The organism is Marinovum sp. (genome assembly GCF_034669705.1).
Classification (GTDB): Bacteria; Pseudomonadota; Alphaproteobacteria; order Rhodobacterales; family Rhodobacteraceae; genus Marinovum.
The window spans coordinates 78052-96993 of the sequence record NZ_JAXMOR010000001.1 but is presented as its reverse complement, the minus strand read 5'-3'; the positions used below and the strand labels follow the sequence as shown (position 1 = coordinate 96993).

Sequence of the window (18942 nt, the reverse complement as noted above, 5' to 3'; positions counted from 1 at the left end):
TCATAGCCGCATATCACGTTGTTGACCAGCTAACGCGCCCAAGGCATCCGCCATTGTTAGGTTGATAGAAAATAGGTTGATGCGTTGCAAGAATGCGTGGAGTCGGTCTAGGAGGGTTCGAGTACCGCTGTAGCGCTACCATAACTTTCTTGATCTGGAACATTTACTGAACTCAAGCCTCGACAGGCTCACCCCGCTGGAATATCCCCAACGGTCAAGAGAGCACAAACCCTGAACAAAGAGTACGAGATGGAAGTTTAGATCTCGGCAAAGCGCTACATGCGCGCCTTCTGTAGGCTTTGTTGGAAAGCTAGGGGGTGACTTAGGCACAACTTGTTGAAAAGCTGACAGGCATCGGAATCAGTAAAAACCGGCCAACGTCTGTAACATGGGATCTCAGTGGCGAGTTTATGGTGGCAAGTTGTTAACAAATCGTAGGCGCCGTTTGTTCTTCGCAGCTATATTTATCCTGATCCCATCAGGGATACTGATGGCCGGTTTCCTGTATGCCTTTTCGCTACACAAAGACTACGTGAAGGATCAACAGAACGCCGACACGCCAAACAGCATTCAGTCTGACTTCGAAATCAAGGCGTGCCGAGAAATCCCCAGCATACTCGCGAAAATAACCTGCGTCGGGCGTGCCATAGCCTCCCAAGATGAAAAGAGCACCGCCGAAAAGGATTTAAAGGTTCAGCAGCACATGTCGCTGTGGGCTTTTGGAATGGCTGCTATTGCCTTAGCCACTTTGGCAATCACTGGTGGCGGCGTCGTGTTCGTCTATCTTACGTTGCGGGAGACCGCCGCTGGCGTACTCGTGATGCGCAAAGAGCAGCGTGCTTGGTTGTGGGTGGAAGACGTCCAAGTTCAAGACATACATGCAGGCCCTGAGATTGATGAAAACGGACAAACATGGATTTGGATCTCCGGCACAATCACTGTCCGGAATTCCGGACACTCCGCCGCCAGGGCGAGCCTCATTGCGGGTGATCTGACCGACACCGGCCGGAACCAGAGAATACAAGAAATCAGCCGCGCGGCTTTGCGCAATTGGAAGGCCGGTGAGGGGACGTGGATCGCGCCAAATGCTTCCTACACACAGAAGTTCACCAAAGTTTATAAATTTGATCCGCCACCGCCGGGCGTTCGTGGTGGTGCGGCGGCGGGCATTTGCATTTCTATTGCCTACGCAAACGGTGTCGACTCGGGGGCCTCTGAGACATTTCGAATTGCAAATTTTTCACAATACCAGAATCCGCACACGGAGTTCGGCCCCACAATGGCTCTGGACCTCAACGACGTTATCAACGGTGCTGTCGTGCTTGTCGTCGAGATGTTCGGGCATGGAGAGATGACATAGCGTCTTTATCCCTAGTCGACGCACCCTACACGGTGCATTTGATAGACTAGGCCTAGCGTCTCCTCAAATTTAGACCAAGGGCGCTGGTAGACACGTCGGCCAAGAATGCGCGTGGTGGTGGCTTCTCAATGCCAAATAGCTTTCATCGCCTCGCGCAATATGTCCCGCGCCATGGGCCGTTCCACCTCGGGCAGCCGCGCCACTAGCTCCTCGATCCGTCGTTCCGCTTCAGCCGGAGAGCTCGCCTTCAGCACCGTCTCGAATTCAGCCAGCAGCTCTTCAAACGTCACGGCTCGGCCCGGCGATGCAGCGATGGCCAACGCCGTGCCCAAGGCCTGCGGCAGCTTCGCCCGCTTCTCCGCCACCATCCGGGTCACTTCCTCGGCCACGCTGCGACCCGGCCCATAGGCCCAGCCGCGGTCGATCCCCTCCGGAGCGCCGGTCTTGGCGTCAGGCCTTTGCCAGCCGTCGCCGAGTTCCACCGCCGGATCGCCTCCGCGCCGGCGCGCACCCTCGATCGAGCGCGCGCCGGTGACGTAGCAGCTGCAGCCCCAGCCGTTCGGCGGATAGTGGGTCTGCCAGAACAAATGACCGGCTTCGAGGATCAGCCCGTCCCAGCCCAGGTGCTGTTCGCGCGGCTCCAGCGAGCCGCCATGGCGGTAAATCCAGTAGGCAAAGCCGCCCTCGGTCAACTGGGCATAGCGCCCGGCGGCGTAGGTGGTGCGAGCATTGGTTCGGTACATGACCCGTGTGCGCCAGGCCTGCCCGGCCTCGGTGTCCTCGCCGGTCCAGCCGTGCCAGCCATGTTTCTCGACAGTGGCGCGGAAATCCCGCCGGAACTCTTCGAGGCTGCGCCCCTCGGAGATCGCCTTGTCTACCGCGCCCGCCAGATCGGCCAGAAGATCCGCCTTCGTCGCGCCCGCCACCATGAAGGCGCGGTCGTGCGCCTCCTGCCAGATGTCATCCCAGCGCGCCGTGGGCACCAGGTTGCCCAGGCGCAGCCGGAAGGCCGCCACCTGTTCGGGGAACGGGCGGCGGAAGACGGCGGCCAGCGGGTCAGCCACCGTCTTCCTCCTCCACCATGACGCGGCCCGCCGCAAAGGAGGCGACGAGCGCCTGCGCCACGACCTCGGTCAGCTGGCTGTTGTCGACCTTCGGAAAGCCCGCCAGCACCATCTCGCGGAACTCGGCGAGGTCGGAGGCGGCTTCGAGCATCACCTCGACCTGGCCCAGCATCGCCTCCACCGCCGGCGCCGCCTCGGCCTCCAGCCGGGTGGCGATTTCGGCCGCCGGATCGAGAGGCGCTGTACGGCCCGCTGAGGGGCCTTTGGTCTGGAGTGGGGCCGATGCTCCGGAATTCGGCCCGCGGGTATCAAATGGGTATTTAACGCCGCGCTCAGAGGGTATCCCGTCGCCATTGCCCGCGTCTGGCTGCGACTGCAGCCCTGATTTGGCGGTCGGGCGCAGGATTTCGTCACCGGCCTTGGGCGTGGCCAGCCCGAACTTGTTGCGGACTTCCTGGGCACGCACGGCCAGCCCTCGGTCGATCAGCCCACCGATGGCAGCGGAAAAGGCCTTGAGGTCCTCCGCCTCCGGCCGGGCGATGACGATCTGCGGATAGCGCGCCTGAGGCCCGCGTTCCAGGATCACCCATGGCTGCACCAGGTCGCGGTTAAGCACGGCCGAGAGCGCCTTGCAGTCGGCGCGCTCGATGTCCTCCTGTACCTCGCGGTGTTCCTTGCCGGAGCCCAGCCCGCCGGTCTCGGCGTCCGTGGTCGAGGTCTGGCCCAGCACGGCCTTCGAGACCTGCTTGTCGAGCCAGTCCGAGCGGCGCTCGTAATGATCGGTCGAGCTGCCGAGGTTGCCGGTCTCGACGAACTCGATCTGCATCGACTCGGGGATAATCGCAGCGCAGTCGCCAGCAATGTTGGCCACCGCGCGAAACAGCGTGTCGCGGTCACTTTCGCTGGAGCCAGGGCCGAACTTGCCGACGCGCAGCGGCTGGCCGTAGGTCTGGGTGAAGATCGCCCAGTCCCGCTGGGTGTAGGCCTTGAACATCCAGCCCCAGACCACCGCACGGGCCAGACCGGAACGCAGTGGCAGACCTGATTTCGCGGCCATCTGGTTGTAGATGAACTTGTAGGCCGGAAGCGGTTCTTCCTGCCCTTGCGCGTTCAGCATCATCGGCTTGGACAGCCCGACGCGGTCGAAGCGGAACCAGCGCGGATCGCGATACTCCAGCCGCTCCGGCCGCCACTGCCCGGCCGAGGTGTCCCAGAGGATCTCGGTGAAGCTGAAGCCCTTGCCGATCGCGTCGAGGATGTTGAACAGCTCATCCTGCAGCTCGTCGCGTTGCAGCCAGTCGCGCACCATCGTCGCCAGCTCTTCGTCGAGCGCGCTCTCGCCACCGGGCTTGACGGTGATCTCGATCTGGCTGACCGACCGTTTGCGGGTGCCCAACACGCCGAGGTAATGCAGGTCGCGTTCCTCAATCGTTTCGGCCAGTTCCAGGTAGCGCACCGGGTCGCCCATATCGGCCTCGCGCAGGATCGCCCCCAACCGCAGCGGGTTCAGCCCGTCGGCCGGATAGCCGGACATCGGGCTGCGCACGCCGCCGAACGTCGGCGCGGCGACCTCCTGGCGCAGCTCGGTGCGTTTGATCGGACGGCCCCAGCGGTCGAGAATAATCGGCGAGTTGTTCATTTAACGGCTCCTTGAAAAAGAGCGAAAAGACAGGAGTCTGGTGGACAGGCTGCAATGCGTGGCAAACGTCCGGCGATGGATTTCACGAAAGGTTAACCTTTGACAGACGGCGAGCATCACAGCCCTCCTCGCAGCCGGGCACCAAGCGGCGAACGCCACCAATCGTCACGTGCACCTTCGGCACCCTCAGCCTCTTCCGCCGTCCCGAGGCTGGCGCCAACTTGACCACTCAGGCCGCGATAGCCGTATTCGGTGTAGTCCTGCCGGCTGGCGTAGTAGCCCAGCGCTGCGGCGACGGCGCTGTCGCCGTGACGGGTCAGCCCGTCGGAACCCTTGAAGCGGAAATCGGCCGGCACCCGGATCAGCCCATCGACGTACTGCAGCGCCTGGTGGTCGCTCAGCACATCTTCATGTGCCGGCAAGAGCACCGTCTTGTCACTGAAGGCCTCGATGTAGGGCGGCATTTCGCGGGCGTACCATTCCCGGCTGAACGACACCTCGACGATGCGGCTGCCATAGCGCTGGGTGGCCTTTTCGGCGAGGTAGGCACCGTTGCCGGTCTTGTCCATCGCGCCCTTGGCGAAGTTGGGGATGCGATCGCAGATGTAGAAGAGGATGTCGCGCTGCTGGTCGAAGGGGATGTTGCGCAGCTCGACGATCAGCTTGCAGCGCCGGACGAGGTCCTGACCCAGCTCGAAGATCACGATATCAGTCACGTCGCCGGAGCGGGCAAAGTCCTCGCCCATGAAGTGCTGGCGATCCTCGTCGAGCGATTTCAGCACAGGGCCAAGATGCGCCTTGCACCATTCGTCCGCCTGGCGCTTGCGCTCGCTGTCCTCGGCATTCTTGAAGTCGTCTCCCCGCGCCCAACGGTGCTGAGGAATGCCCTGCGCCATGCAGGCCTCGATCTGGACACGGGTGAGCGCCGCACCCTCCATGTCGGCCGGGATCGCGTCGAGCTCCTGCCCCATGGCTGCGGTGCGTCCGCCGTAGGAGCCGCGGATCTGCGCCTCCCAGGCGTCCTGGGCCTCTTGGCTCCAGGGCTTGCCCTTGATCAGGCACACGCGCTGATAAAGCCCGTTCTCAACCGCCGTCGAAAACGGGATGTGATGGATGTTGAACGGGTTCTTTCCGGCCTGGGCCTCGCGGATCAGCTCGTTGAAGGGGTTGAGGCGGCCGTTGTGGGTCGAGATCACGCGCACCTTGCCGCCCCAGATCAGCAGGGCGTTCACCGCGTCGATGACCTCGCGCACATCGCTGTGGAATGCGGCCTCGTCGATCACCACCACGCCCTGAAGGCCCCGAATATTTGCGGGGTTGGATGACAGGGCTTCGACGCGGTAGCCCGAGGCGAAGGTGATGCGATAGGCGGTGATCATCTTCGACGAACCGTCGTCGCGCTTGTCCTCGAAGAGGAACTCCTCAACCTGGTGAAGCTCGCCGGCGATGACCTTGGCGAAATGCGCCACGTAGCCGATGAACTCCCGACCCTTGTCCTTGGTGTCGCCGATGTAGAAGACGTTGTCGCCCCCGGCCGAACGGCTGGCCGCGGCGATCAGCGTGTCATCAAGCGCCTCGGCAAAGGTGATCCCGGTCCGACGGCCTTTTTCGGCGATCTTCAGGTCACTGCTGTCCTCCAGCCACTCCTTCTGGTGCAGCATGAGAATACCCTCGGCCAGCGGATCGAGGTCCGCGGGGATCGAGGCGCCGCGTGGCAGCTCGTCGGGCAGCCCGGTCTCGTCGCGGGCAAGGATCGGTTCCGTCGGGGCGATGGTTGCAGGGTCAAGCGCAGTCATCGCTCCAGCCCTTCGCCCTGGGCAATGCGGCGCACCTTGTCAGCTGGCCAGCCCATCAGGCGGCAGAAGCTCTCGAAGGCGTCATTGCCGGTGCGGCCGGCATAGGTCGCTTTTTCTTCTTCTGCACCGGCAAGGAAGAAAGCCACTGCCGCGAGATCGTCGTGGCGATCGTTCTCGCTCATTGTCCCGGCTCCCAGTACCTGCCCCTCAACTGAGCAGCGCAGCCGCGATGTGGAAGGCCGATCTTTTCCGCCAGGGTCGGGCTGGTCTCGTCGCCGTTCCAACCGGCGTCCGGTGTGAGTGATACGGTGCCCATCTGACCACAGCCGCAGGGGCAGAAGAATTGCAGCGTGGTGCCGCCCTGGGCGCGGCGGTCAATATAGATCGAACCGGGAATGCCGGCGTCTCGATGCCTGAGCTGGTCGACGAAGGGAATTGCTCTGATCATGAGAAGACCTCTTCAGCTTCGGCCCATGCGGCACCGTGGCGGGCGCACAGGCTGTCGGTGTCGTCGGTGGGCGTTTGGGGATTGTGGCGGAGCAGGTCGGGGCAGAAGTCACCGGCACCCAGTCGCCACAGGTGGCGCATGTTACCCGCGTTCACCACGTCGCCCTGGACCGGGTAGACCTCGATCGCACGGGCGTCGGGGCCCCAGACCTCGTTCTTGACCGCCTGCAACTGATCCCAGGTGATGGTGCCGTCATGCCTGACGATCAGGTGGCCCAGCGCCTCGTGCTCTTCGGCCTCGATCCCGTCGAGGCCCCGAAAGGTGTAAAGGTTGATGACAGGATCGCTCATGTTCTCAGCCCCAGGAAGTCGCGGCGCATCTTGGCCACCGTCTCTTCGCCCAGCCCGGCCTCTGCCACGGCCTCATCGAAGCGCTCGGTCATCTCCGCCTGCGCCGCGGCGCGCGCCTCGCGGGCGATGCGATCGCGTTCGTCGGACATCAGCTTCTCGCGGATCCCCGAGGAACTCATGACGTCCTTCATCATCTTGCCGAGGAAGTGCAGCTCGCGCGGATCGATTTCCTCGCCGGTCTTCATCATCTGCGCTTTGAGCACCTTGAAGGCGACCGAGGTCATCATCTGGAACAGGACCCGGTGCTGCTCGGCCTCGTCGGAGAGATCGTTCTCGGACATCCATTGCTGCGCCCAGGCCCCGGCTTCCTCCTGCAGCTTGGCGAACTGCTCGTACTCCTGGCCGTAGTTGTGCAGGGCGGACTTGCCGATGCGCAGCTCCAGCCCCTCTTCTTCCAAACGGAAGTTCAGCGCCTCGGCCAGCCCGACGTAATCGCCGAAGCCGCGGGCCTTCAGCTCGTCGTGCAGCCAGCTGCGCAGCTCGCCCGGCAGCAATTCAACTTTCTTGGGGGGCGGCATCGGATCAGGCCTTCGGACGCGGGCGCTGGATCTCGGGATGCTGGGCACGGCCCCGGGCGATTTCAGCGCCGGCGCGGGTCGCCTCGACCACCACGAAGCCCGACTTGTCCTCCAGCGTCAGGAACTCGTTCTCCTTCAGCCAGTAGAGCTCGGTCAGCACCTGGCTGTGCGAACACGGCAACCCGACACCGTCGAGCACGTCGGTCAGGATCGAGGCGTTCGAGGTGTAGTCGGTGCAGCCTTCAAGGTGGCGGAGGATCGCAAGTCGGCGGTGCTTGCGGATGGTTTCGCTGTAGTCGCTCATTTAGCTGTTCCCCTTCTTGAGCAGGTGGTCTTCGTGCCGGGTGACGATGGTCTCCAGCCGTTCCATGACCTTGCTCGTGCCCTCGATCACGGCTTCCATCCGGGCCAGCGACCCGGCCTGGCGTTCCATGTGCAGCTCGATCGCATGGATGTCGTTGCGAGACGGAAGGCCCTGCACCGTCTGCTCAGTCCGGGCCAGGCGGCTGTCGAGCCGATCCATTCGCTCCGATCCCTCGCCGAAACGGCGATTGACGTCGGCGAACCGGGTCTCGACATCCTTCTGACGGGTGGCGACCCAGGTGTAGATCATGCCGGCGACGGGCAGCAGGAGCCCGATTAGCGTTCTGAGGTCGGCGAGGGTAAACTCGATCACGCGCGACCGCCTTTCGCCACCCATTTCGAGGCAACATCCTTGACGGTATGGCCGCCCATGTAGAGGCCGAGATAGAGCGTCGCCAGCTGCAGGATGATGGCCCATTCAACGGGCGGTAAAGCGATCTTTAAGGCGGCATTCAGCGAATGCAGGATCACCGCGTTCCACAGGATCAGGAAGCCCACGAGGTACATGCCGCCCGGCTTCCAGGCGCGGTACCAGAGCGGATCGTTCTGCTCCGAGGATAGCTGGGCCATTTGGAATTCGAGCCCCTGGGCATAGAGCGCCAGCAGTTCCGGCGTCTGGGTCTCGACGTCGATGATCGCGTCCCGCACGCTTTCCGGACTCTCCTGCATGAGAGCATCGAGCTCAGGGCCCGACTGCACCCCGGCGCTGCGGGCAATGCGGGTGATCACCTGTTGGGCCAGTTCGGCATTGCCCTGGCCGATCCGGCTGCCGAGGATGCGTTCGATCATCGGCGCGCCGATCTCGGCCGCAAGGGTCATGAGCAAGGCAGTGTTCATCAGAAGCTCCTCAGGAAACGGGCCGTGGCGGGCAGACGGCCCTGCACCTTGACGGCAATGACATCGCGGTAGCTCCAGGCGGTCCTGGCCAGCCAGAGCGCACAGAGGCCGAAGACGATCCAGGCAGCCCAGTCGCCGCCCGGAACCTGAGCCGTCAGCTCCTCAGGCACCACGGTGGCCCCGCCGCCGGCCACGGCCGCGCCGGAGGTGGCAGTGGTGGATTTGGTAACCGCGTCGAGACGGCGCTGCAGGGTGGACAGCGTGGCGCGCCCCAGCAGGCCATCGATCGTCAGATCATGGTCCTCCTGGAAATCGCGGACAGCGCCCACGAGAATGCCGCGCTCGTCGTCACCGGGATCATAGCCGAGCTTGGCAAAGGCCTGGCGCGCCTGCTCCAGCTCAACCTTCGACAGCGCCATGACGATCCGCGCCATACCACTTGGCTTCGACGGGCTCAGCCCGGCACCATAATCGCCGTAGCGGACCAGCTGATATTCTTCCTCGCGACGACGCACCAGGCCGGGCAGAACCTTCCCGCCGCCCTTTCGCCATGCGCGCAGACCATCGGCAATCTTGTCCCAAGGTGCCTTGGCGCGCCACGATTTGACCCAGCTCGCGCGGCCAATGGCCCCGGTGTTCCAGTGGAAGCTCACGCCGCCGTCGAATTCGTGCTGCAGCGCCTTCGGCATGGCGCGAGCCACAGCCGGCTCGTAGTTCCGGCCAAGCGCCAGAGAGAGCAGACGGCTTGCATCGCCCTTGCTGATCACCATGCCGGCCTTCGGCGCGACCACGCCGGAGGCCTTGGTCAGCCCCGCCCCGATCGTCCAGATGCCAACCGGGTCACGATAGGCCTTGAGCACGACGCCCTCGTGGCGCTCCAGAAAGGCGATGCCCTTTGGGGATGTCCGCATGATGATCTCCGCTGCATGGCCCGCCTTCACGGCGGTCGGCCCTCGCCTCAAAATGGCCTGAGGCGAGCACGGCAAAACACTCGCAAGGCTGTGCTAGGGGCGGGATCAGGTGGGGAGTATCAGAAGAGGTTCAGCTGCCGATCATCGCGCCGGGGGACGCGGTCGGTGCGAATGTCAGCGATGTTGCGGCGCACGGCGACATCGGTTGTCCGCAGTTTGCGGGCAATTTGCAAAACGGGCAAGCCTTTTGCGTAGAGCACCTGGGCCATCCACTTTTTCGGCAAGGGACAGCGCGCCGGCAACTGGTAGGGATGATCGCGCAGGGCGCGCACGGCCTCGGCGCCGATCAGCGCCTCGACCTCGGAGCGTCCGGCCGGGTTCTTGGCCAGGTAGACGGGCGTCCCGCCAAACTCGAGGAAATACTGGATCGCGAGGTCGACGCCCAACACCTCGACGAAGGGCGCGACATGCGCTGGCGGGCGCGGGTAAAGCGGCTGGGGGACATCGGTCATTGCGGCGCTCCGAACTTGTCGGACTCGTTGCCCCAGACTTCGTTCCCGGGCCAAGGCTCGCGGGCAAAGAGTTCGCACTTGTGAGCGCGCGGCAGAAGACGCTCGATCATCTCTCGCATCTCCGGCGGCTTGCGGGAATGCTCGCGGCGGATCGCCTCAATCGTATTCGGAACGAGACCATCCCGAGGCGCTTCGATCACATTACGTTCGGATTTGCAGGCTGTTGACGGTTTGCCAATCCGGCCAATCAGGTAGGGTTCGTTGGCCGATCGCTGCACGTATCCGGTGCCGAAGGTCAGCTTGCCAGTCACCGTCCGCTTGTTCCAGTTGCCCCCGGTGACGTAGGTGAAGCCCCAATCGCCCATGAGCTCCAGAGCCGCGGGGAGATGCGGCCAGGTGCTCCACATGAACAGCAAGCACGTCGGCCCAGCCAGATCCGCGACAGGCAAGCGCTTCAGATCCTCCATCGACATCGTGGCGTAATGCGCCTCCGGCGACTTGGCGTGTCCCTTCTCGGAGCGCATATTGTACGCCCAGGGCGGGTCGGCCAGGATCGCACCGTACTTCATTGGCGTCAGCGTTCCGAATGGCCACCTGGTCAGCATCACTCGATCTCCCGGCGGCGTTTGCAGGACCCGATGTGCTTCGGCGGTTTGCAGGCCGGAAACAGATCGGTGACCGTGCCGCCTGCCAGCACGAAATGCAGCCCGTCCACCCGGACGCCGCCAGCGCCATGCTCCAGACCGGTCTCGACCTTGCGGCCGATGGTGGCGCGGATGGCCTCGATGTCGAGCCCGGTGACGTGTTCCAGGTAGCGAACGACGACGCGGTCAGTGACCGGATGGATGGACTTCTTCATTTCCTGTGCTTCCCGAAATCGAAATCAGCGTCTGCCCGTTCGGCCCAGGCTTTGAGCGCCTGGATCACGTCGTCGATCTGATGCCACTCGCGCAGCATGTCGACGTCGGCCGGCACGGTCTGCCAGACCTTCTCGAAGCGCGCGCGGATGAAAGTGTTCAGCGCCTTACGGCTGGGGTCTCGCAGCGCGTCGGCCTCGCCCAGCTTCTTCCACAGGACATGGATCAGCCGCAGATCATTGCGCGGCGCGCGCTTGTGCCTGGCGCCATGCTTCCTCGGCTCGGGGTTGAAACCCGCTTGCTTCAGCCGCGCCAACACCTTGCGCTTTTCCTCGTCGGTCATGTCCGACAAGCTGGATTTGCCGGTCACCGCAAGCTGCAGATCGTGGCGCGCCTCGGTGTCGAGGCCCAGCTGCTTGCAGCCGACGAAGATCTTGCGTTGCAGGACGCCAGTCATGCCGCGCACGCAAATACGAAGGCCAGCCAGAGCCCGATGCTGACAATCCCGGCCGGGGCGAGCCACCAGCCCGGCGCAGGGTTCCAGGAGCCGTACCATTTCGTCAGCCGCCTCATCTGAAGTCCGCCTCGTCCGGGCAAAAGCGGATGATCCGCTTGCCGATGTAAATCTCGAAAGCCTCATCCCACCAGCCGAAGCCATACTTCCATTCGCTCGTGTCCCAGCGGTCGACGCGAAACAGGCGTTCCGAGGCTTTGAAAAGACGGTCGAAGAGTGTCTTGAACATGGGTCTCAATCCTCCTTCAGGCTGCGTTCAACGACGCGCAGCCACTTCTCCAGCGCGCCGATAAGGCCCAAGCGAGAGGTGGCCACCCGCCAAAGCCCGCGATGGTGCAGTACTCGTCGTTCCGGCTGATCCGGCCGTCCTTGCAGAGCTTGCGGAACGCCGCCTCCAAGCCGTCGAGCCCAATCCAGAAGGCTGCCTCGAAGGCTTTGTAGTCACCGAAGTCGTGATTATCCGGCAAATCGCCGAGCACCTCGCGCAGCCCTGTGACCGCATTGCGAACGCGGCCCGGATCGGCCTGACGAGGTTTGGACATCACCAGGGTCATGTCAGGCCTTCGCCAGGTCGATGGTGATCGCCTGCCACGGGCTCTCCTGCGTCTCGCGGCGATAACAGCGGACGTAGGTCTTGGATCCGACCACGCGCATCGCATCGCGGATCGCCACCATCGCCTGCTTCCAGCGGGTGTCGTCTATCTCCAGCCGCAGCAGCATGAAGATCTCCGCCCGGTTCACCTGGCCCGGTTTGTCGGTATTGAAGGCGCGGGTGACGATGGCGCGCAGGTTGTCATTGGCCTCGGCCGCCCATTCGTTGAGACAGTCGTCGATCAACTCCTTGGCCACTTGCAGCTGCGGCCCGAAATCGATGTGATCCTGCACCGCGATCTGGACCTTCTTGAGCCCGTCGAAGCTGAGGAAGGTCTTGTTGCCCTTCTGCCCGCCGCGTGTCGCTTCGTACTCTTGCGCCAACAGCGCCTCGAAGTCGCCGAGATCGTCGAAGGTGTGCGCCTTGAACCGGGTCACCTGGGCGCTGAGGTCTTCGGCATGGCCGATGATCTTGCACACGGTCTCATGCTCCAGCAGGTCCTGCGGCTTGATGGTGCTGACCGGCTGCCAACGGCCCTTGCCGTCCTGCATGTGCGGGGTGCCATTGATCATCTCGACACCGGGAATTGGCGTCTGCTCTGTCATCTCTGCTCTCCTTCGTTGAGAATGGGTGAGGTCGCGGCCATCGCGACGTCGACCTCGGCCATCGCGGCGTCGATCGCTTGATCGAGGTCCTCGCCGGTCAGAACCACGTTGTCGGGGGTGAGACCGGCAAAGACGCCGCCGGCCTCGATCGCATCGGGATTGCGCATCCTCAGCCAGCGGTACCGCACAGCATCGCGGTCTTCGGCCAAAGCCTCCTCTAGACCCGCCAGGGCGCCGGCTCCCATATCGAGCAGCGTGCCGATCACGGCGACGATCTCGTCGTGGGTCACCATTTCGACGCCGCGCCGGCCGCGGAGGTGCACCTTTTTGATCGCGCTGGCGGTCAGCTCGATGACCTGCATCGGTGTCAGTTCCGGTTCAGCCATGAAGCGCCACCTCGTCGTCGAGAATGGAATCGATCAGCTCGCCCTGTGCCGCGCGCCGGACGATCTGACGCGCCAGCTCGTCGGTGCTGCACATCCGCCGGTTGGCATGCGGCCGCAGTGCCTGAACGGTCGCGGCGTCGATGCAGATCACCTTCCCCAAACGTGGGCCGCGCTGGAAGTTCGGGATGTCCTCTCCGGCACGGCGCGCCTCGCGCAGGTAGTGATAGACCGAGTTGACCGCGAGGCCGGTCCTGACAGCGATCTCGGCCGGCGGGTGTCCCTGTCGGGCCAGGGCGATTGCCTCGTCACGCTTACTGACCATCATCGGCTCCCTTGTGGATCGGGCACCGGTTGCAGGCCCGGAACATGGTGACATTGAGCGAATTGGCGCTGTTGAGCTTGCGCGCCTTCCGGCGCCACTTGCGGCAAATGTCGGTGGGCAACTCGCCCAGTGCCGGACAGTCGGTGACCAGGCGGGCGTAGGCGCCGCGAACGATGTCTTCGACGCGGGTCATGTCACCGGTGTACTTGGCCCCCAACACATTCGAGACCAGCGTCGCCGAGACGCCCAGGCGCTTGGCCACCTGGTTCTGGCTGGCGCCGGCGCAGGCGCTGGCGAGCAGAGCGACCCAGTCGGGCATGTCTGCACCCCAGGCGGCGCGGGCCTTGGCAAGCGGATCCGAGGTCATGTCGTCACCCCGTCCGGCAGATGGGTGATCCGTTCGAGGTTGTCGTCCCAGATCACACTCAGGCGGCGGACGCGGGGTGCACGCGGCCCAGTGTTCTTCACCAGCTGATAGACCGCCAGCTTCTTGCCAGGCTGTTCCTTGCGCAGAACGCGCAGGTAGCCGGAGCGGCAGAGCATCCGGCAGAACTCGGCCGCGGCGCGTTCCGAGATTGTCAGCTCGGGGCTGTTGGCATACATCGCCACGTCGCGCGCATCGAAGGAACCGATCTTGCGGATCACCCGCCACATCCGGTCCTGAGCGGTATCCCTCCCATCCTCGTCGACGGCAATCCGCCCGCGGTTCAGATGCTGGGGGACCTGCATGTGCACATGCTGAGACCGCTCCGACGGCACGCGCTGAAGCTTGCCTTCCTTTTCCCAATCGAGGCACAGCACGCCGATATACTTGACGTCCATACCGACATCGGCACTCAGCTGTTGATAGGTGAACGGGCCAGCCAGGCTCAGCGCCTGCGCCTTGCGCCAGATGTAGTCGAGACGCTCGGGATCCTTGGTGCGCCAGCTCATGCGAGCCTCCGCATCTCGGCCGGGATGCCGTCATGCAGTTCGAACTTGCCCAGGTCGGCCAGAGAGAGCGCGCGGCGCACGCCGCGCACCTGGGCCTCCAGCCGGACGCTGTCGAGGTTGTTGACGATCAGCCGGGCCGAGCCGCGGCTTGCACCCTTGATCGCCGCGACCAGGTCATCGGCAAGCTCGACGTCCGGGCAGCGGATGTTCCTCAGAACCTCGAAGTCTTCGTCGTCCAGCGGTTGCGCCGGAACGCGCGCCAGCATGCGGCTGTTGATCCGCTCCCAGTGCCGCAGCTTCGAGGGCATCGCCTCTTCGCCGATCAGGATCACCGGCACCTGGCTCTTCTCGTAGATGTCGCGGATCAGCTCGATGTACTTCTTGGCCACGATGTGATCGGCCTCGTCGATCATCAGCGGAATGCCTTCGCTCGCCAGCGCCTGCTGGATTTGCTTGGCCATCCGCCAGACGGTCGACTGCGGCTTGATCCCCAACTCGTCGAGGATCGCCTCGCAAAGCGCGGTGGGCGTCCAGCAGCTCTCGCACTGGACAAGGCAGGCTTCGGTCCGCATGGCGCAGTACATCGCCGCCATGCTTTTGCCGAAACCGGCCGGGCCGTAGAAACACCCCATACCGGGGATGCCGCTGCTGCGGCCGTTGAGGCGCTCGACCATAGTCATGAAACTCATGACGTTCCTCAGGGGCGCCAATGTATTGTGGATCTGACTGCTCTCTGTCATTCTGACCTCGTTGCTTTCGTCAACAGGCGCTGGCGGGGGTCCAGCCCGCTGCGCCACCTTCACCCCGATCAATCCTGTCTAGCGTCCCGAGCGGGGGTCTCTTTCTCGCGTTTGAAGACGCGATATTCCGGTGTCTGCCGATAGCCCTCCATCCAGCGGATCAGGTCCCGAGAGACCTCTTCGCCATCGGCCAACCGGGCCTCGATTTCCTCGGCCCTGGCAAACCGCTCCCGCGCGTCGTCGCGCTTGGCGGCAGCTTCGTCCTTCTCGGTCTTGCGCGCCTGGAAGTCGGCGACAAAGGCCGCGCGTTGCGCACTCTCGGTCTCGGACAATGGCGCTGCCTTCGGCGCGCCCTTGACCGGGCGTTGCTGGGGCATCATCCGCACCACCTTGGTTTCCGGCGCAGGGGCCGGCTCCCGGGCTGCGATCCCGTCGAGATAGCCACCCAGTTCCTTGGTGCGCAGAGTACGCGCCGCAGTGGCGGCCTCCTTCTCGGCCTTGATCCACTTCTTGCGCGCTGCGTTATGCTGTCGGGCCTCGTCGAGGTCGAAGAAGCCAGCCGCAACACGGCACTCGGCCTCTCCCAGATATCCCCCGCTGAGCGCGTAGATATGCAGCGGCGCGCGCAGGTCGGCCGGATCGAACCGGGCCACGACGCAGTCGCCGGCGATCTCGTACATCCATTCGGCGTGGTATTCGTTGCCCATGAAGCGGATCAGCCCGTTGCGACTGTCGGCTTTCACCCCCTCGGCCCCCATCAGCCAGAGCCGGCGTTGCTCCGGCGTCGCCTTTCGGATCGGCGCATTGGCATAGGATTCCTCGAATGTCTCGATGATCGAGCGCCCTGCGGTGGTCTGGCCACGCCGGTTCGGACGCGCGTTGTGTTCCTCGATACCGCGCGCCACGACAGCGATGAATTCCTCGAGCGGGATCGCCGTGCTGCCATAGTTTTCCGGCTTGGCGTCTGGACGATTGCCCGTATAGGCACCGGCAAACCGGGGATCCTTTGCGATGTCGTCGGCCATGTCCCTGAAGGCGCGTTCAATCGGCTTTGACTGGCCGCTGTAGGGCGTCGCCCAGTGTATCTCGACACCCAGCGTTGTGAGGATGCCTGGGATATCGTCATCCTTGACCTTGAACCGGTACCGCGTCTTGACGCCGCCGGTCAGGAACTTGTTGGCGAACTCCCGGCCGTTATCCAGCACGCCGTGGCTGGGAATGCCGAACCGCTCGATCATGTCGCCGAGCGCGAGGCTCACGCCCACTTTGTTGGGCGTCCGGTCCAGCCGCCAGCTGAGGATGCGACCGGAATAAATATCCTGAAACGCCACCAGCTGCGGGCGTACGATCTGGCCCCCACCGCTGTTCGAGCCAGGATCGACCGGCCAGCGAACGAAGACGTCGAACCGATGATAGTCGGCATTTACCGCTTCCATCGCATGGAGCGAGACACGGTCCCGGGTCTGGGCGGGATACAGTGCCTTGAGCGCATCCACGCCCTTACGACACAGGGTTTGCGTCAGCTCCGGGACCTCTGCGGAGAGCCTGTTGCGCATGGTCCGTTCCTTGCCGGTCTGCCACCCTTGATCGCGGGCAACCTGCACGGCGCGTCGGTAGCAGCTGGCGAAAGAGGGCGCTTCCGGGCGAAGGTAGTCGCTCTTGAGGAACTCCCAGAACGCATCGTCAACTTCGGCGCGCTGCACCCTGCGCATTGCGGCCTGATAGCGTGGCGCAAGATATGGCAACCGGTCATCAATCCTGACGCCCGCGATGTCGGCCATGTAGTTCCAGATCGTCTTTCCGCTGACGCCTTCGATCTGAGCCACTTCCCGCACGGCCAGATCGCGACCAAGACCGCCGGCGACCAGGGCCTCGACCCGCTGGATCATGGCCAGTCTCTGCCGCGCCTTTGCCTGGTGCTTCTCGGGCAGGCCCTCGAACCATTCCCATGCCTCGCCCCGCGGCATCTGTTGCGGAGCACCATCCTGCTTGACGGTCGCCAGCAAGGCCTGCTGCGCGCGCATCGGCAAAAGGGTCCAATGGTACTCCCAACCGCCGCCCTTTCCTTTCCGGCGGCGCGCCTTGCCTGTCACCGCGCGCCAGTTGAATCGCGCAGCCATCGCGTTGATCCTACGCCCAGTCTGCGGAAGATCGGGCAGAGCCGCCTCTGCCAATTGGTCAGGCGTCCACCATACGCGATCGGGGCTGCGCAGTTCAGGCATTGTCGGCCTCCAGCATTGCGCGCAGCTCATCGCTGATTCGATCCAGGAAACGCGCCCGGGCAGACCTGCGAGCACGGCCCCAAGCCTTCAGCAGCGCTTGGAACTCGGCATCGACCGGATCGACCGGCGCAGGTGCGTCACCGGTTGCGGCGGCGTAGAGCTTGCGGGCTTTCGATGCTGTCTTCGCCTTGCCCGCAGCCAACGCGCGGACCACCTCACGCCGCTCGGCATCCTCGGAGACCTTCGCGATCTCGTACAGATCGTTCATCTTGAGCTGGCGCGACACGACTTGCAGCGCAGCGACATCGTCGCTCTTTAATCCTTCACCGGCAGCAACGATGCGTTGCGCCTGGCGCGCTGTAATCCCGACGACTTCACCGATGTACTGAGCAAACGACATTTCTGTCTGTTGCTGTCCATGCCGAGCCATTGCGCCGGCCACGCCGCGCTTAGTTTCCGGGTACATCTTCTCATAGAACCGCTTGCGCTCGGCCAAGCTGACAGCCATGTCGAGCGGAGTCAGGAAGCCCCCCGAGAGGTTGGCATCGGCCTCCATAAACCGCGCCTGATCTTCTGTACATTTCCAGATATCCGCTTCCAGATCATCCAGACCTAGCGGATCGCAAGACGCCAAACGATGGCGCCCATCAATCAGGAAATACCCTTTGCTGGTCTTGCGAACGTGGATCGCATCGCGAATGCCATGGCCATCGCTGGCAGACTGCACGATCAGCGCCACCTTCTTCGGATCGACATCCCTCAACCGGTCCGGGATCTCGATTTCGCTGACAGCCAGCCGCATGGTGCTGATTTTCTGGGGAGCCGGCATCGCTCACGCCCTCCCGTAGGTCAGATCGAGCAGCTCCGGCACATCGTACAGAGCGCCTTGGATATCGAGCGCATCGAGTTCGGTTATTGCGGCCACGACGTGCTGGCTATAATCGGCCGCCGCTTGCTCGCGGACATCGGCAGCCTCATAGATGTCGGCCATCGCCGGCCAACAGAGCCGCGCCTTACGCAGCTGCTCTTGCAAGTGGTTCCAGCGCTCTACCGGCGAGCGCGGGGTCAGATCGAAATGAGTCACTGCAAAACTCCGGCAAAGAGAAATCCAAGAGTGGCGGTCGCAACGAAGCAAACACCGCCAACAATGCTGCCCGTCCAGGTGTCGTCGGACCGGGCAAACCAGTCGCTGGCTTTTGCCAGGGCTACGCGCATACGTGCACGCAGCCCTGGCTCAGGATCGAGCGTTTCGGCGTGAGTGGCGGCGGCCCGATCCAGCAACTCTTCCCGCAAAAAGACAGGCAGCCTCCCATCGGGCGGACCTGCGCAAAAGTTTCCCTCTGCAAAGGCCTCGCGATCGGCGGCAATGGCCGCTTCGAGGCGAACGTCGCGGCAATGCTCGGCTGTCATCCCGAGGAACATGTCGAGCTGGTGGAAGTCCTCTGGGTCTGCAACCCGTTCAACCATCCACCACGCCACAGCCAGGATCTGGGTGTTGGTCAAACCCTCGGTGGCAGTCTCGACCACGGCCTGAAGGTCAGCGCGACTTGTCATCACGATGCCTTTCTCGCTTTCACCCTCAGAGCCGGGCGTTCGATGCCCTGAGGCCACTCAAGATCGGCAGGCCAGTTGTCCGAGAACCACTGCAGCGCTTCAGTATAGGTCTTCAGCGTGCAGCCCAGATTTGCGCGGGCGCGCTGAAACAGCCGCGCGTGGCTTCCAGTGACTTTGTTGGAAACGGTGGCCTCGCTGCGATTCACAGCGGATCGGTAGGTATCGACAAGCGTAACGAGGTTCGAAATTTGCATCAGCCCTGCTCATGGTTTTTTCCATCGTTAACACAATGGTTATTTCCACTGCATGCTTGACGCAAGAGGAAACTTGCCTGAACCTGCGTTTCAGTGCATTCCTCC

At 63.5% G+C, this 18942-nt stretch carries 29 protein-coding genes; 1 reads left to right on the top strand and 28 read right to left on the bottom strand.

What is annotated here, in order from left to right; genetic code table 11:
• Positions 1–490 precede the first annotated feature (490 nt).
• Positions 491–1360 carry a hypothetical protein gene (locus VOI27_RS00530; protein WP_323763320.1) on the top strand — a complete coding sequence of 290 codons (870 nt, stop codon included), beginning with the start codon at positions 491–493 and terminating at the stop codon, positions 1358–1360.
• A gap of 125 nt (positions 1361–1485) precedes the next feature.
• Here the strand turns inward: VOI27_RS00530 and VOI27_RS00525 are convergent, their stop codons facing one another.
• From VOI27_RS00525 to VOI27_RS00390, 28 genes are all read right to left on the bottom strand, one after another.
• The gene (locus VOI27_RS00525) at positions 1486–2424 is read right to left on the bottom strand and encodes a phage minor head protein (RefSeq protein WP_323763319.1); all 939 of its coding nucleotides are present in this window, start codon (positions 2422–2424) and stop codon (positions 1486–1488) included.
• Entirely contained in the window at positions 2417–4063 is a 1647-nt protein-coding gene (locus tag VOI27_RS00520; RefSeq protein ID WP_323763318.1) for a DUF935 domain-containing protein, read from the bottom strand. Before VOI27_RS00520 ends, VOI27_RS00525 begins: the two co-directional genes overlap by 8 nt.
• A 116-nt stretch (positions 4064–4179) precedes the next feature.
• A complete protein-coding gene (locus VOI27_RS00515) occupies positions 4180–5859 on the bottom strand; it encodes a hypothetical protein (protein ID WP_323763317.1) in 1680 nt (559 codons plus the stop codon).
• Entirely contained in the window at positions 5856–6041 is a 186-nt protein-coding gene (locus tag VOI27_RS00510) for a hypothetical protein (protein ID WP_323763316.1), read from the bottom strand. The genes VOI27_RS00515 and VOI27_RS00510 overlap by 4 nt, the downstream gene beginning before the upstream one ends.
• A complete protein-coding gene (locus VOI27_RS00505; RefSeq protein ID WP_323763315.1) occupies positions 6038–6307 on the bottom strand; it encodes a DUF6527 family protein in 270 nt (89 codons plus the stop codon). The genes VOI27_RS00510 and VOI27_RS00505 overlap by 4 nt, the downstream gene beginning before the upstream one ends.
• The gene (locus tag VOI27_RS00500; RefSeq protein WP_323763314.1) at positions 6304–6657 is read right to left on the bottom strand and encodes a hypothetical protein; all 354 of its coding nucleotides are present in this window, start codon (positions 6655–6657) and stop codon (positions 6304–6306) included. Before VOI27_RS00500 ends, VOI27_RS00505 begins: the two co-directional genes overlap by 4 nt.
• Entirely contained in the window at positions 6654–7235 is a 582-nt protein-coding gene (locus tag VOI27_RS00495; protein WP_323763313.1) for a phage protein Gp27 family protein, read from the bottom strand. The genes VOI27_RS00500 and VOI27_RS00495 overlap by 4 nt, the downstream gene beginning before the upstream one ends.
• 4 nt (positions 7236–7239) lie before the next feature.
• Entirely contained in the window at positions 7240–7539 is a 300-nt protein-coding gene (locus VOI27_RS00490; RefSeq protein WP_048532394.1) for a hypothetical protein, read from the bottom strand.
• Positions 7540–7911, bottom strand: coding sequence for a DUF2730 family protein (locus VOI27_RS00485; protein ID WP_323763312.1), 372 nt, complete (start codon positions 7909–7911; stop codon positions 7540–7542).
• Entirely contained in the window at positions 7908–8435 is a 528-nt protein-coding gene (locus VOI27_RS00480) for a hypothetical protein (protein ID WP_323763311.1), read from the bottom strand. The genes VOI27_RS00485 and VOI27_RS00480 overlap by 4 nt, the downstream gene beginning before the upstream one ends.
• Complete coding sequence (locus tag VOI27_RS00475; protein WP_323763310.1) at positions 8435–9346, bottom strand: glycoside hydrolase family protein; 912 nt, start codon at positions 9344–9346, stop codon at positions 8435–8437. The genes VOI27_RS00480 and VOI27_RS00475 overlap by 1 nt, the downstream gene beginning before the upstream one ends.
• A 119-nt stretch (positions 9347–9465) precedes the next feature.
• Entirely contained in the window at positions 9466–9858 is a 393-nt protein-coding gene (locus VOI27_RS00470) for a helix-turn-helix domain-containing protein (RefSeq protein ID WP_323763309.1), read from the bottom strand.
• Complete coding sequence (locus tag VOI27_RS00465) at positions 9855–10463, bottom strand: MT-A70 family methyltransferase (RefSeq protein WP_323763308.1); 609 nt, start codon at positions 10461–10463, stop codon at positions 9855–9857. Before VOI27_RS00465 ends, VOI27_RS00470 begins: the two co-directional genes overlap by 4 nt.
• A complete protein-coding gene (locus tag VOI27_RS00460) occupies positions 10463–10717 on the bottom strand; it encodes a hypothetical protein (protein ID WP_082154505.1) in 255 nt (84 codons plus the stop codon). The genes VOI27_RS00465 and VOI27_RS00460 overlap by 1 nt, the downstream gene beginning before the upstream one ends.
• Complete coding sequence (locus VOI27_RS00455) at positions 10714–11172, bottom strand: regulatory protein GemA (RefSeq protein WP_323763307.1); 459 nt, start codon at positions 11170–11172, stop codon at positions 10714–10716. Before VOI27_RS00455 ends, VOI27_RS00460 begins: the two co-directional genes overlap by 4 nt.
• 112 nt (positions 11173–11284) lie before the next feature.
• Positions 11285–11458: a hypothetical protein gene (locus VOI27_RS00450; protein WP_323763306.1), complete on the bottom strand. Its 174-nt coding sequence runs from the start codon at positions 11456–11458 to the stop codon at positions 11285–11287.
• Positions 11459–11474: 16 nt separating this feature from the next.
• Complete coding sequence (locus VOI27_RS00445; protein ID WP_323763305.1) at positions 11475–11783, bottom strand: hypothetical protein; 309 nt, start codon at positions 11781–11783, stop codon at positions 11475–11477.
• A 1-nt stretch (position 11784) separates the two neighbouring features.
• Positions 11785–12426: a DUF3164 family protein gene (locus VOI27_RS00440; RefSeq protein WP_048532401.1), complete on the bottom strand. Its 642-nt coding sequence runs from the start codon at positions 12424–12426 to the stop codon at positions 11785–11787.
• On the bottom strand, positions 12423–12812 hold the full coding sequence (locus VOI27_RS00435; protein WP_323763304.1) for a hypothetical protein: 390 nt from the start codon (positions 12810–12812) through the stop codon (positions 12423–12425). The genes VOI27_RS00440 and VOI27_RS00435 overlap by 4 nt, the downstream gene beginning before the upstream one ends.
• On the bottom strand, positions 12805–13134 hold the full coding sequence (locus VOI27_RS00430; RefSeq protein WP_323763303.1) for a hypothetical protein: 330 nt from the start codon (positions 13132–13134) through the stop codon (positions 12805–12807). Before VOI27_RS00430 ends, VOI27_RS00435 begins: the two co-directional genes overlap by 8 nt.
• A complete protein-coding gene (locus tag VOI27_RS00425) occupies positions 13124–13501 on the bottom strand; it encodes a hypothetical protein (protein ID WP_323763302.1) in 378 nt (125 codons plus the stop codon). Before VOI27_RS00425 ends, VOI27_RS00430 begins: the two co-directional genes overlap by 11 nt.
• Positions 13498–14067 (bottom strand): hypothetical protein, encoded by a 570-nt coding sequence (locus VOI27_RS00420; RefSeq protein ID WP_323763301.1) that lies wholly within the window; start codon positions 14065–14067, stop codon positions 13498–13500. Before VOI27_RS00420 ends, VOI27_RS00425 begins: the two co-directional genes overlap by 4 nt.
• Complete coding sequence (locus tag VOI27_RS00415; protein ID WP_323763300.1) at positions 14064–14756, bottom strand: ATP-binding protein; 693 nt, start codon at positions 14754–14756, stop codon at positions 14064–14066. Before VOI27_RS00415 ends, VOI27_RS00420 begins: the two co-directional genes overlap by 4 nt.
• Before the next feature lie 119 nt (positions 14757–14875).
• A complete protein-coding gene (locus VOI27_RS00410; RefSeq protein ID WP_323763299.1) occupies positions 14876–17029 on the bottom strand; it encodes a transposase domain-containing protein in 2154 nt (717 codons plus the stop codon).
• Positions 17022–17858, bottom strand: a complete 837-nt coding sequence (locus tag VOI27_RS00405; protein WP_323763298.1) for a ParB N-terminal domain-containing protein — start codon at positions 17856–17858, stop codon at positions 17022–17024. The genes VOI27_RS00410 and VOI27_RS00405 overlap by 8 nt, the downstream gene beginning before the upstream one ends.
• 3 nt (positions 17859–17861) lie before the next feature.
• Positions 17862–18113 (bottom strand): hypothetical protein, encoded by a 252-nt coding sequence (locus VOI27_RS00400; protein WP_323763297.1) that lies wholly within the window; start codon positions 18111–18113, stop codon positions 17862–17864.
• Positions 18110–18583, bottom strand: coding sequence for a hypothetical protein (locus VOI27_RS00395; RefSeq protein WP_323763296.1), 474 nt, complete (start codon positions 18581–18583; stop codon positions 18110–18112). Before VOI27_RS00395 ends, VOI27_RS00400 begins: the two co-directional genes overlap by 4 nt.
• Positions 18583–18837 (bottom strand): hypothetical protein, encoded by a 255-nt coding sequence (locus tag VOI27_RS00390; protein WP_323763295.1) that lies wholly within the window; start codon positions 18835–18837, stop codon positions 18583–18585. Before VOI27_RS00390 ends, VOI27_RS00395 begins: the two co-directional genes overlap by 1 nt.
• Positions 18838–18942 lie beyond the last annotated feature (105 nt).